The sequence below is a fragment of the Furfurilactobacillus curtus genome (genome assembly GCF_045862785.1).
GTDB lineage: Bacteria > Bacillota > Bacilli > Lactobacillales > Lactobacillaceae > Furfurilactobacillus > Furfurilactobacillus curtus.
The window spans coordinates 107,590-120,929 of the sequence record NZ_BQXO01000003.1 but is presented as its reverse complement, the minus strand read 5'-3'; the positions used below and the strand labels follow the sequence as shown (position 1 = coordinate 120,929).

General features: G+C 43.6%; 13 protein-coding genes. 6 read left to right on the top strand and 7 right to left on the bottom strand.

The window, feature by feature from the left end; translation table 11 throughout:
- Window positions 1-55: 55 nt before the first annotated feature.
- The 4 genes from ACKTR2_RS06365 to ACKTR2_RS06350 all read left to right on the top strand — a co-directional run bounded on the left by ACKTR2_RS06365 (window position 56) and on the right by ACKTR2_RS06350 (window position 3,646).
- Window positions 56-1,189 carry a D-alanine--D-alanine ligase family protein gene (locus tag ACKTR2_RS06365; protein ID WP_407883677.1) on the top strand — a complete coding sequence of 378 codons (1,134 nt, stop codon included), beginning with the start codon at window positions 56-58 and terminating at the stop codon, window positions 1,187-1,189.
- Window positions 1,190-1,435: 246 nt separating this feature from the next.
- Window positions 1,436-2,002, top strand: a complete 567-nt coding sequence (locus tag ACKTR2_RS06360; protein WP_407883675.1) for a DNA-3-methyladenine glycosylase I — start codon at window positions 1,436-1,438, stop codon at window positions 2,000-2,002.
- A gap of 200 nt (window positions 2,003-2,202) precedes the next feature.
- On the top strand, window positions 2,203-2,721 hold the full coding sequence (locus tag ACKTR2_RS06355) for a GNAT family N-acetyltransferase (RefSeq protein ID WP_407883673.1): 519 nt from the start codon (window positions 2,203-2,205) through the stop codon (window positions 2,719-2,721).
- Between the two features lie 52 nt (window positions 2,722-2,773).
- Complete coding sequence (locus ACKTR2_RS06350) at window positions 2,774-3,646, top strand: helix-turn-helix domain-containing protein (protein ID WP_407883671.1); 873 nt, start codon at window positions 2,774-2,776, stop codon at window positions 3,644-3,646.
- A 109-nt stretch (window positions 3,647-3,755) separates the two neighbouring features.
- Here the strand turns inward: ACKTR2_RS06350 and ACKTR2_RS06345 are convergent, their stop codons facing one another.
- The 7 genes from ACKTR2_RS06345 to ACKTR2_RS06315 all read right to left on the bottom strand — a co-directional run bounded on the left by ACKTR2_RS06345 (window position 3,756) and on the right by ACKTR2_RS06315 (window position 10,095).
- On the bottom strand, window positions 3,756-4,247 hold the full coding sequence (locus tag ACKTR2_RS06345; protein ID WP_407883669.1) for a universal stress protein: 492 nt from the start codon (window positions 4,245-4,247) through the stop codon (window positions 3,756-3,758).
- 152 nt (window positions 4,248-4,399) lie between these two features.
- Window positions 4,400-4,681: a hypothetical protein gene (locus ACKTR2_RS06340; RefSeq protein ID WP_407883667.1), complete on the bottom strand. Its 282-nt coding sequence runs from the start codon at window positions 4,679-4,681 to the stop codon at window positions 4,400-4,402.
- 337 nt (window positions 4,682-5,018) lie between these two features.
- Entirely contained in the window at window positions 5,019-6,326 is a 1,308-nt protein-coding gene (locus ACKTR2_RS06335) for a replication-associated recombination protein A (protein ID WP_407883665.1), read from the bottom strand.
- A gap of 66 nt (window positions 6,327-6,392) precedes the next feature.
- Window positions 6,393-6,863 carry a YueI family protein gene (locus ACKTR2_RS06330; protein WP_407883663.1) on the bottom strand — a complete coding sequence of 157 codons (471 nt, stop codon included), beginning with the start codon at window positions 6,861-6,863 and terminating at the stop codon, window positions 6,393-6,395.
- A 176-nt stretch (window positions 6,864-7,039) separates the two neighbouring features.
- Entirely contained in the window at window positions 7,040-8,458 is a 1,419-nt protein-coding gene (locus tag ACKTR2_RS06325) for an NAD-dependent succinate-semialdehyde dehydrogenase (RefSeq protein ID WP_407883661.1), read from the bottom strand.
- Window positions 8,459-8,822: 364 nt separating this feature from the next.
- A complete protein-coding gene (rpsD, locus tag ACKTR2_RS06320; RefSeq protein WP_407883659.1) occupies window positions 8,823-9,431 on the bottom strand; it encodes a 30S ribosomal protein S4 in 609 nt (202 codons plus the stop codon).
- A 199-nt stretch (window positions 9,432-9,630) separates the two neighbouring features.
- The gene (locus ACKTR2_RS06315) at window positions 9,631-10,095 is read right to left on the bottom strand and encodes a GAF domain-containing protein (RefSeq protein WP_407883657.1); all 465 of its coding nucleotides are present in this window, start codon (window positions 10,093-10,095) and stop codon (window positions 9,631-9,633) included.
- Between the two features lie 164 nt (window positions 10,096-10,259).
- Between ACKTR2_RS06315 and ezrA the strand changes: the two genes are divergently transcribed.
- Together ezrA and ACKTR2_RS06305 are read left to right on the top strand one after the other, a co-directional pair.
- A complete protein-coding gene (ezrA, locus tag ACKTR2_RS06310; RefSeq protein WP_407883655.1) occupies window positions 10,260-11,981 on the top strand; it encodes a septation ring formation regulator EzrA in 1,722 nt (573 codons plus the stop codon).
- Between the two features lie 208 nt (window positions 11,982-12,189).
- On the top strand, window positions 12,190-13,338 hold the full coding sequence (locus ACKTR2_RS06305) for a cysteine desulfurase family protein (RefSeq protein ID WP_407883653.1): 1,149 nt from the start codon (window positions 12,190-12,192) through the stop codon (window positions 13,336-13,338).
- Window positions 13,339-13,340: the final 2 nt, after the last annotated feature.

The window sequence follows — 13,340 nt, the reverse complement described above, 5'->3', positions numbered from 1 at the left end:
ATACTCAAGTTTCTATTAAGACGGACGGAAAAAATGAATCGAGGATGGTAGAACAATGACGAACAAGAAATTGCACGTTGCCTTACTATTTGGTGGAAACTCCTCAGAACATGATGTTTCTAAACGATCGGCCCATAATATTTATGATGCGATGGACAAGGACAAATACGAAGTTAGTTTGTTCATGTTTACTAAGGATGGCGTCTTGTTGGGCAATGAAGCTTCTCATCGAATTTTCAATGGTGAACCTGAAGAGCAGGTTGTTGCTGAAGCACTGCCGAAGATTGACCAACATAATCCATTAGCGCCATTGCAGGCGTTAAGCGAGGTTAAGGATATTGATCTGTTTTATCCGGTTATTCATGGAAATCTTGGTGAAGATGGAACCATTCAAGGGCTGTTTAAACTCCTGAGGAAGCCTTACATTGGTAGCAACGTACTAGCTTCAGCGGTGTCTTTTGATAAGGACATGACGAAGCGAATTTTAACACAAGCGCATGTCCGTAACACGGAGTATGTGGTGATTACACCAGAAAATAAGGACGCGATGGATTACGAGTCGGTTGCCGCTAAAATTGGTCGGGTTATGTTTCTTAAACCGGCTAATCAAGGCTCATCTGTTGGTATTCACAAAGTTAGTAATGCCGCTGAATTTGATGCCGGATTAGCCGATGCATTGCAGTACGATTTTAAAGTCTTAGCTGAGGAAGCGATTGATTCACCACAGGAAATAGAAATTTCTATTTTAGGAAATGAAAAGCCGCGCGCTTCAAAGCTGGGAGCAGTTCGTGTTCCGCAAAGCGATACATTCTACGATTATAATAATAAATTTGTTGATGCGAGCGGCGTGGTTTTCGAATTACCGGTCATTTTACCGGACAGTTTGGCTAACGAAATTACGCAAATGGGATTGGATGCCTACGTTGCTCTTGGCCTTAAAGGTTTAGCTCGCATTGATTTCTTAGTTTCACGCGATGGCGTGCCATATTTGAGTGAGCCAAACACATTGCCTGGCTTTACCAACATCTCTTTATATCCGCAATTGTGGGAAGTTTCGGGGATCGATTATGCTAGCTTGATTGACGAAATTATTGATTATGGGTTGGCAGAATTCAAACGAAATGAGACGATCAGTTTTGCCTTTACTGAGTTAGGCTCCGAACATATTGGTGAAAAACGCTATAATTAACTGTTGGCGATCTTGTCGACGGGCGTAACTTCGGCTAATTTGTCGGGTAGTTACAACAAGGATCTCTATTTCCAAACTTTTGGAAATAGGGATTTTTTTGGTCAAGATTGCTTCTTGATATCGCTGATTAGTGGATTTTCACATTCCCGTTGCAATTTTTGATTACGCATTGTCCGAATGGTCCACGTTCATTTGTCGATCAATCGCGTATATAGAGGTATGAGATAAAGAGGGAGTTGGCAAGCGATGAAGCGATGTGCTTGGGCGATGAAAACGCCACGTCTACAACAATATCACGATGATGAGTGGGGCGTGCCACAGTATACAGATCAAGGATTGTTTGAAATTTTGGGATTTGAAATTTTTCAGGCTGGTCTCTCGTTAGACTTGGTGCTCCAGCGACGCTTAACCCTACAAAAGGCATTAGTCAATTTTGAAATTGATCAATTGGCGGGGTTTAGTGAACAACAGCAGCGCAATTTTTTGACCAATCCGGCCGTTATTCGAAATCAGCAGAAATTGGAAGCCGTTATCCATAATGCTCGTCGGTGGCAAGCTCAGCAGTTGCATGGATTCTCGCCGGCCGATCAGTTGTGGTTTTTGCAACAGCAGTGCCACGCGTATGTTGATCGATTATCCGTCAGCACCGAAGATTTGTTCACTGAACAAACGTGGCAATTATTTGATTCTTGGGGATTAGTCAGGGTTGGACCGGCGACTGTCCAGTGGTTTCTTCGTGCGGCTGGGTTTGTTAATGGTCATGAAGCAAATTGCGATCGATTTGAAAACCAGATGATCGGTCCATACCACTAGACGAATTTCACAAAACATGCGAAAATGATATAGGCAAAAATCATCAGACTCATATTAGCTTAATTCGTTCTGACACACGGATTTATGATTATTGATGATTGGATAAAATTGTGATTGGTGTACGGATTTTAAATCACAAAGTTTCGGCCGTGTTGTAGGAAAATAACTGGCGAATATTATTTGGAAGAAGGCGTTTACGTTTGGCAGCATTGACATTAAGATTAGCAACCCCGACTGATTTAGAAGAAGTGATGAACATCATCGAAGCGGCACAACGTTTCATCGCGCAGCAGGGATTTAATCAATGGCAAGATGGCTATCCAGCGCAAACAGATATGTTGGCAGACATTATGGCACAGCGATTATATGTGCTGACCGATCAAATTCATATCGCAGCCGTGGCTGCTGTCCTTGTGGGGGTTGATCCAAACTATCGGTTGATTGAAACCGGCAGTTGGTTAAGCTACGGACGGCCATATGCAGCGATTCATCGTGTAGCTGTTGGAGCGGCCTTTCGCGGTCAACATGTGGGTGAGCAGCTGTTTTCCGCCTTAGTTATGCAATTGCGACAAACACATCAGGTTGCCAGCTTGCGCGTTGATACGCACGAAGCTAACCAAAGTATGCAGCATTTGATTACCAAAGTTGGCTTTATCAATTGCGGCAGGATTTATATTGATGGTGTTGCACCTCGATGCGCTTATGAATTGATCTTGTAATCAGTTAATTTACTTGCTGTGCCTAGTTCACTCCGGAATGGGGCAAGAGAGAATGAAAATTTTAGGGATGCGTGTTCGCGCCTATCGTAAAGCTAAGGGCATGTCGCAAAATGATTTGGCAAAGAATATTTGTACGCAGGCGACAATTAGTTTAATTGAAAAGCGGAATAAAATTCCGAGTATGCCAATTCTGCTGAAAATTACGGCACGGCTGGGCATTACAATTGATGACATTATTGTTGAGGAAGATGGTCAAATTGCCCAAGTATTTCGAAAAATTGGCAGTGATCTGCACGCTGGTCACTATCGTAATGCCGAAAAAAAGCTCAACACCGTTAAATTTAAGAGTTTGAACGAGGTTGATGAGAAGAAAGCTTATTATTACTATCATGGCGAATTGCAGCTCATTAACCATGCAAGTCCAGATGAGGCAATTTTCAGTTTTAGTATGCTCCTTGATGCGTTTGGCACTCAGGTCAAAGATATGTATAAGGTGATGGGAAAACTGGGACTAGGGCTCGCCTATGACAAGAAAGGTGCGCCTGATAAGGCAATTATGCTGGTTGAACAAGCCTTGGAAGCTTTGGATGGATTTGAAGTGAATAGCCATGACCAGGTCGTCGATCAAGTGTATACGTTTTTGCGAGCGGCTCGATTTTTCCAACGAGCGAATAAACATGAACGTGCGTTAAAACTACTCAAGCAAGCGATCAAATTAAACGAAATGCACCATTGCATCTTCTTATTAGAGGATTTGTATGAATCTAAGGCAGTTAGCCAGGTAGAGTTGGCTGATCGTGAGAATGCGCAACGAAGTCTTTATATTGCATACAGCTTAGCAATGGTCACTAAAAATCCTCGACGAATTGCTAGTATTGCAGATAACGCTCAAAAATATCAAATCCCACCGTTATCGCTGGTATAGCGGTGACAGCAGGATTAAGTGAAAAAGTTCAAGCAAAAAAGCTGTCAATTTTGACAGCTTTTTTGCTTGCTCACTGGGTAGTAGAGTCGTGTTCGGTAGAAAGTAGTCGTTATTTGGAAGCCGCCGCGCCATCCTTCACAGAAATGGCCTGGTTACTCAGATCAGTACGAACAACGAGCACATCACAAATGGCGGCTCGGGTCACATATTCAGTCACGGACCCAATTAATAAACGTTCAACTGCATTAAGCCCAGTTGCGCCAATCATGATTAAATCCGTCCCTAATTCCTTGGGGACGTCTTGGGCGATAATTGATTTCGGGGCGCCATATTCAATGGAATATTCACATTGAATATCGGCAGCTTTTGCTTCTGCTGCATATTTATCAAGCGTCTTCTTGGCGGTCTCCGTGACTTGTTCAACCATCGTGGTGTCAAAACTAGAAATGTTTTGGAAGGCGCGGGTATCAACAACGTGGAGTAAATGCAACTGGGCATCATCACCGTTACGTTGCGTGACAGCGACGGCCTTTTTAAAAGCTAATTCTGCTTCACGAGACCCGTCGATGGGAACCAAGATCCGTTTGTATTGTTGTGCCATAAGCTTCACTCCTTTTTATGTCTCAAAGTAGGTTGAAAATAACCGCATGGGTGATTCAATCGCTTTGCGGCATACTCTTTTCTTACACCTTCATTCTACTTTAACCTTGAAGGAAACGAAAGTGAAAGCGCTGCAAAAGTTAGTTTTATCTCTTATGATCGATTCATGAGCTGAACTAACATTAGTCCTAAAGCCATGGTTGATAGACTACCCAAGATTAAGGCAATAATCATGATGATGAAGTTGAAGATGCCTGCAATTGACAGAAACCCGACAATCGCCAATTCAATTGCCCAAAAACTGACTAGGCGTGCTATTGCCGGTTGGCTGACCGGATCAAAAACTAAAAATGGACGTTGCCGATGGTGCCATAAATAAGTGCTAATGAAAAAAAGGACAGCGGCGAAGACTAGCATAAGAATTTTAATGGCCATAAACTGACTCCTAAAAAGATTTAATATCATTATAACAATAGAAAAGCGTCATTCTCTAGGAGAATGACGCCACAAAGTATGCACTTTGTTGAAAACTGGTGGTGCCGACAATCGGCTCTTCAGAGTTGGCCCGCGACAACGCAGGTGGGCACATCGATTAACGCGTTTGATTACCAAGAGAAAAGGCTTATCATCAACGTTACTAGCGTCGTGCCCAAAGTAGTAAGACTGTAAGGCAACACTGTAAGTTGAGCCTTGCGTACACCTTAGATTTCAAGATCAGCATAGCATGAAAGCGATAGCGACGCAATTTAAAACCCTGGCGAATTTGGTGACTTTAATTTTTTTTAGCATCTGAGTGATCATCGGCTAACGGGTGGCCGGAAGCGGCCATTAGTCGGCGATATTGTTCATCAAGGGCATTTTCAAAGCGTCCGTTTGTTTTCGGGTGATAATATTGTGCTGTGGCTAAGTTGGCCGGTAAGTAACTTTGTTTGACCCAATCCCCAGGGAAATCATGAGGAAATTGGTAATTAGTCCCATGGCCTAATGCTTTGGCTCCTTGGTAGTGAGCATCTTTTAAGTGCGCAGGAATTTCTCCGCTATGGCCAGCAGTTATATCTGCGATTGCAGCCGTGATCGCTAAATTGCCAGAGTTAGATTTAGGCGAAAGTGCCAATTCAATAACGGCATCTGCTAATGGAATTTGGGCTTCTGGTAGGCCGAGTTGTTGAGCAGCCGTGACTGCACTAACCGTTCGGGCGGCAGCCGCGGGATTTGCTAATCCGATATCTTCATAGGCGATGACTAGCAAACGTCGACAGATACTGATTAGATCTCCAGCCACCAATAAACGACTCATGTAATGCAACGCTGCGTTGACATCTGAGCCTCGAATTGATTTTTGAAAGGCTGAGATGACGTCATAGTGGGCATCACCATCCTTATCAGCCGAAAGCGCCTTTTTCTGGAGGCACTCTTCAATAACGGCTAGAGAAATTGTGGTCGTGCCTTGCTTATCTGCCGGCGTTGAGCGAACCGCGAGTTCCAAGGCATTTAAAGCGCTTCGTAAATCACCGTTGGTTGCAGTCACTAAATGATAGCGTGCATTGTCATCTAAATGGATTTTTGTTTGACCCAAACCATTTGTTTTATCTGACAAGGCTCGATCAATTGCTGTACTAATATCAGTCGGTGTCAGGGGATATACTTCAAAAATTTGTGTGCGTGAACGAATCGCTGGATTGATGTTGATGTAGGGATTTTCAGTAGTTGCCCCGATCAAAATAATGGCGCCACTTTCCAGCAAAGGTAGCAGGAAGTCCTGCTTTGTTTTGTCAAGACGATGGATTTCATCCAGCAGTAAAACGACGGTGCCACTCATTTTAGCTTCTTCAGCAACAATTTGAAGTTCCTTCTTACCGTCGGTTGCGGCGTTTAACATTCTAAATGCATACTTAGTTGAGCCAGCGATTGCGCTGGCAATACTCGTCTTGCCAGTACCGGGAGGACCATATAGGATCATTGAAGATAGCATTTTTGCAGTGACCATTCGATTGATAATCTTGCCAGGGCCGACCAAGTGTTGTTGGCCCACAATTTCCTCAATCTTTTGTGGACGCATGCGATATGCGAGGGGTTGCATAGCAAATTTAACCTCCTAGTTAAAAAGAACCCCTTTTAACCGGTCTGGTTAAGTTGGGGGGATAATTTATTGATTAAATAACCGTTGCCAAAAGCTAGGCTTTTTACTTGATTTTGTATTGGTAGGCGATTGTGGGTGTTTAGCAGCGACGTCAATCGGACTAACATCGACGGCCGCTTTTGCGGTGATGACAAGGGCTAAATCGGCATCATCGGTGCCATATTGAGGGTCATTTTTAATCGTAAAAGCAACAGCATGCATCGTTGCAGCGCGAATATAGGGGCCCAGTGTATCCTGACCAAGATTACCATTTAAAAGAATCGTATTGTTTTGCTCATCTTGTTGTTCTAACTCTGTCGTAAAGGCATCTAGGTACTGGCCACTTTTTAATTCGGCAACAGACATGGAAAGTGTCACGCGCTCACGAAATGTCCCCAGATAGTGGCGCTGTTCATCAGGATTTACTTTTGGTGCGCCGTAGATGGCATTGGACAAACGTTGATTAGGATCAACGTTTTGATCAGATTGATCAGACATATGGCGAACCTCCCTCAAATAGTTGTTCATCGGTGAGTATACCATAAATTCAAGCGATTCAGGCAAATCTAACTCGTGAACTTGACCATAAAGCAAAACAACAAAACCCCAGTTACCAGCTGAGATTTTGCTGTTTTGTTTAGACTTGAGTTTCACCTAAATTGTTATCTTATTAGCTACAGATATTTTGCTGGGGCAACAAGGCCACCGAATTCATTGTCATTTGGGGCATCACGTTTAACAACTAACTCCTGATTTGCAAAGCTAAGAATGCCACTTTCGCCCATTTCACGGCCATATCCAGATAACTTAACACCGCCAAATTCCAACTCAGGCAGAGTAGAGAAGAAGGTGTTTACAAAGACCATGCCAGTTTCAATCTGCGAAGCGATTTTAGCACCACGTTCTTTATTACCGGCAAAGACGATCCCCCCAAGACCAAGTTCAGAGTCGTTAGCTAATTCAATGGCCTCTTGGTCATCTTTAACTTTATAAACCATTGCCACTGGGCCGAAGAATTCTTGATAGTAGGCCGGATTATCCTTGGTGATATCGGTTAAAATCGTTGGCAGGAAGAATTGGCCGGTTGAGTCAACAGGATCATGGCGGAAGTAAAGAGTGGCGCCAGCATCGATGGCAGCATCGACTTGTTGCTGGAGCTTTTCTTTAGCCCGAGCAGAGGACATTGGTGCTAATGTGGTCTGAGGATCCATTGGATCGCCCAGCTTGGCATTGCCAAAAGCCTGCTTCAAAGACGTTAAAAATTCATCATAGTGATTTTCAGTCACAATGAAGCGTTTTGAAGAAGTACAGACTTGACCACAATTGTATAACCGCGCGCGAGGTGCGATGGCATTAACTTGAGTCATGTCAGCATCACTAGCGACAACGAACGCATCCGCGCCGCCCAATTCCATCGTGTTTTTCTTCAGATTTTTTCCAGCTGCTTCCGCTACGGAACGGCCACCCCGTTCGGATCCGGTGAGTGCGACGCCAACAATGCGTTTGTCGGCGATCACATCAGCAACCTGATCGTAAGATAGAAATAAATTTGCGAGCGCATCGACTGGCGCACCAGCTTCAATGACAGCTTTTTCAAAGGCTAGTGCGGCACCCGGAGTGTTCGCCGCATGTTTATAAACGATCGGATCGCCAACCGCATAGTTTGGAGCGAAAATTCGCATCATTTGATAATAAGGAAAATTCCATGGTTCAACGGCCAATAAAACCCCTAGGGGATGATTTTCTAATTGCGCTTCGCCAGCAATCGATTTGATCTGACGAGGGGCTAGCAGCCGTTCGGCGTTTTTAGCGTAATATTCGGCGATGTCTGCACAAAGCAGTACTTCGCCTTTAGCTTCGGTGAATAGCTTACCCATGTCGGTTGTTAATACCGTCGCTAGTTCGTCGACTTGGTCACGAAAGAGATCGGCCAATTTTTGTAGGGCCGCAGTCCGACTGCTGACTGGATCATTACGCCACTGCTTGTAACGAGCTTGCGCATTTGCCAACGCTTGTTCAATATCGGCGTTAGTTGCATTTTCATAGGTGTGAATTGTTTTGTTTGTATAAGGATTAATGGTTTGATAAGCCATGATCTGCCTCCTGGTGGTTGCCTGTGATTGAAATCGCTTACATAATGGATATTGTAATGACAGCTCTGACAGAATACTAGCAAAAGGCTTGTGATTTGGTGAATGATCAGCGTTGTTTAAGATTTGTCTAGGGGTGGTGAGGGGCCAAATCGGATGAAATGAGCTACAGTTGGTAGATTCAGATCTAATCGTCTTCACCGAAAAGCCAGCTAGTTGCGCTTGAATATCAGCGAACCGATCTTAACCGGCAACGTAGTGAATTGATGATAGTGGGGTAGGTGGCTTACGAGGAACCAATACTGACACCATCCAACAAAAAAGCAACCTCAACGGATTGAGGTTGCTGCAAAATAGTGTATTTAAATTACAACTTGTTGTAGTATTCAACGATCAGTGATTCATCGATATCAGCATCGAGATCTTCTCGTTCTGGTAAACGAATCAAGGAACCCTTTAAGTTGTCGGCATCAAATTCAACATAAGCTGGGCGACCAACAACTGCTTCAACAGCAGCTTGGATAACAACCAACTTCTTGGATTTGTCGCGAACAGCGATTTCTTGGCCAACTTTGACTTCATAAGAAGGAATGTCAACACGCTTACCATCGACAGTGATATGACCATGATTAACAAGTTGACGAGCCTGACGACGAGTCGTGGCCAAGCCAAGACGGTAAACCATGTTATCAAGACGACGTTCCAATAAAATCAGGAAGTTCGTCCCATGAGTCCCTTTACGAATTTTGCCAGCTTTAACGAAAAGATTAGCGAATTGACGTTCACTCATTCCGTAAGTGAAGCGAAGCTTTTGCTTTTCACGTAGTTGCGTCCCATATTCAGAGATTTTACCACGACGGCCTTGACCGTGATCACCGGGTGCATAAGGACGACGAGAAAGTTCTTTACCAGTACCTGAAAGAGAAACGCCCAAACGACGTGAAATCTTCCAGGAAGGTCCTGTATAACGTGACATAAATAATGTCCTCCAAAGATTTTGTTTGGAGTAAAAAATGCGAATTATAGGCTCGGTATTCGTGCAGCTTGTTTTTACCAGGTTCACCGGAGCAGCCCCGGGTACTAGTTGAACTCATGCTTAACGCATCAGTACCAAGCTGTTGACGAGCTTACCACCTACTGCTGCAAATTTTACAACTAAAATAGTATACCGTGGTTTAAACGGTTGTGTCAAGGTGGGCCACCATCACTTCAGCAACTGCCTCTAAGTCTCGTTGATCTTGTTCAGTAAAACGAGCCAGTGTTGGCGAGTCTAAGTCGATGACACCGACCACTTGATTATTTTTAATGAGTGGCACGACGAGTTCTGAATTACTTTGTGAATCACAGGCGATATGGTCGGCAAATTCATGAACATTGTCTATGCGTTGTGATTGCTTCGTCGCTAATGCAGTTCCGCACACGCCGCGGCCATTTTTTATATGCACACAGGCAACGTTGCCCTGAAACGGACCTAGGCGTAATTCATCGGCATCAGCGTGATATAAGTAAAAACCGGCCCAATTTAGATCAGGGAGAATCTGCTTAAGTAGTGCAGAGGCATTGGCCAAGTTAGCAATATTATCGTGTTCGTCGGTTAGCAGGGCATCAAGTTGTTGGGCAAGTAAAGTGGTTACTGGCATAAGAACCTCCGAGAAATTTAATAAAGGATTGGTAAAGTCATCGAAACGTAATCTAAAGCAAAAAACGCGCTATGCTATACTTTTCGTTAGTAGTAGAGTTTACGGACTTTTCTATTAAAATCAAGTCATGAGATCGTATTGGACAAACGGGGCGGACATACATAATGGTTCAAGTTTTAATCGGTATTATCATATTAGCAGTTATTCTATACGGATCAGTCTTTATCTTTCAGCGGTTTACAACACGTAAAATTCGTAATGTACGCGAACAGGTTAACGTGCTGAAGCAGTTACCGTTGGGTCAAGATATTGAAGCAGGTCACCAAATGAGCCTGACGGGACAGTCATTGACCGCATTTAATGCCTTAGTTGATGAGTATCAACAGGTTAATGAAAAGACTTTCGACGATCTAGATCATTTGATTGATCAGGTTTTATTTGATGTTCGAGGAATTAATTTTGTTAAGACGAATCGGGAGCGTCACCAAGCCGAGGCATTGTTAACCGAGGCGAGTGATCATTTTGATCACGTTCGTAGTGGGCTAGCCGAGTTAAAGAAAGTTGATGGGGAACATCGGGCGGCAGTGGCTCGGTTAGAAAAAAAATATCAGGACTTACGTAAGGTATTGCTATCACAGAATTTAAGCTTTGAACCAAGTATCGATCGACTCGAACAGAACTTAGCCGACTTAGAAGCACAATTTGATGAATTCACCACCTTGTCCCAGCAAGGAGATCATGTGGCGGCGCAAAAAGTTCTAGATACCTTAACTTCTGGCACCACAGCCTTGGAGAATTTGATTGAAACAATTCCGCCACTATATGCGGATTTAAAAACAGGTTTCAATGAACAACTGATGGATATTAGTGATGGTTACCAGCAAATGACTGCCGATAACTATGTATTTGGTAATTTAGACCTACCAGGACAAATCAATCGTGTTCGCAGCGAAATTCAAATGGCAACTAAGCAATTAACTAATCTTGATTTAGCAGCAGTTAGCGCGGCTAATCATAATATAGAAGTGCAAATTGATGATTTGTATAGCGTGTTGGAGACTGAAGTCACTGCTCGACCAGCGGCTGAATCGCAGCAAAATGAACTGCACGACTTTTTAACTCATGCAGAGCGACAAAATCATGCGCTGCAGGTTGAACTTGATCGCTTGAGTCAAAGTTATGTTCTTAGTCAGGGCGAAATCGAGGAAGCCCAAGGGTTAGGAGGTCGCTTGCGCCAAGTGACTGAGCAAATTCGGCACGAGGATAACGCTTTAACGTCACATACTGACAGTTATTCTAATATTGTCAGTCGGCAACGAGAATACTTGCAAATATTGACGGATATTGAAGCGCAACAGCGAACGATTAATGATGGTGTTAAGAATTTAGGGCAGGATGAAAAGAACGCTCGGAAACGTTTCCAACAGTTTGATAATCAGATGCATACATTAAAACGGCAAATTGAGGCCTTGAACTTGCCGGGTCTTCCCCACGATTATTTGGATTACTTTTATGTGGTCAGTGATGAAGTTGATAAGTTAGGGCGGGATTTGAGCCAAACGCAAATTAATATGGAGGAAATTTCCAAGCAATTGATTATGATCCAGGCTGATTTGGGTACGTTAAATGAAAAAAGTCACGACTTGCGTGATAGTGCATTATTGGCTGAGCAACTTTTGCAATATGCTAATCGCTACCGTAACGCTAATGAACAGATGGCAACTGCCAGCCAACGCGCACAACGATTGTTTGATCACGACTTTAAGTATGCCGATGCGTTAGAAATAATGGCTTCTGCATTAGATACTGTTGAGCCAGGTGCTTACCAACGAATTGAGAACAACTATTATGGCAACTCAACGACGACTGATAGCACAGACAAATAACGGTTGACAATTGATGTAGAATTTAAAACGCGATCCCTCGATACCCATTGAATGGTTTGACGACTGCTTAACGGGTACCGAGGGATTTTTTGCGGTAATCCTTCATGGATGGATTCAGGGTTTGAGTAGGTGACTCTGACAAAACGTGCTATACTATTGCAAGTTTTCAATCCGAGTCGAACCGAATTTTAAACGAAGAAGGGACAACATGATTTATTTTGATAATAGCGCGACAACTCAAGTTGATGCGTCTGTTTTAGCGACATATACGAAAGTGAGCCAATCGATATGGGGAAATCCGTCCTCACTGCATAATTTTGGTGAGCAAGCGTATCAACTACTTGAACAATCACGCCAACAAATTGCGGACCTATTAGGTGTTAATCTCAGTGAGATTCTGTTCACTAGTGGTGGTACGGAGGGGGATAATTGGGTGGTCAAAGGAACCGCTATGGAAAAGCGAGCCTTTGGTCGGCATATTATTACATCTTCTGTAGAACATCCAGCCGTGCATAATTCGATGGAACAGTTAACTCAACTTGGGTATGAGATTACTTATCTACCGGTAGATGATGAGGGGCGAGTTAGCGCAGCTGATTTAAAAGCAGCGATTCGACCGGATACGATTTTAGTGTCGGTTATGGCTGTCAATAATGAAGTCGGAAGCATTCAGCCGCTGCAAGAAATTGCAAATGTACTGAAGGATTACCCAACCATTCACTATCACGTGGATGCTGTCCAAGGAATCGGTAAGGGCATTGCTGACTTGATTTTCAATGACCGCGTTGACTTTATCACCTTTTCGGGGCATAAATTTCATGCACCTCGTGGGATTGGGTTCATTTACGCACGTGCTGGTAAACGGTTAGCCCCGCTGATGACAGGTGGTGGTCAAGAACGTAATCTGCGCAGTGGGACAGAAAATCTACCTGCCATTGCCGGGATGGCACGGGCACTACGCTTGTTGTTGGAAAATGAGTCAACTAATGTGGCCAGTGAACGAGCTGTTCGTGAGCAAATTTTGCACCATATTCAAACATTTTCTAAAGTAACTGTCTTCTCCAAAGACAATGATCATTTTGCGCCCCACATTTTGTGTTTTGCCATTGCTGGCGTGCGTGGTGAAACAATCGTGCATGCGTTTGAAGATCGAGATATTTATATTTCGACGACCAGTGCCTGCTCTTCAAAGAAGCATTTGGCATCCAGCACGTTAAGCGCCATGAATGTGCCAGACGATCTATCTACTAGTGCTGTGCGTGTGAGTTTAGACGAACACAACACCTTGGCTGAGGCAGATCAGTTTAACAAGGTCTTTGATGAACTGTATGAACAATTCAAAAAAATCAATTCATAATT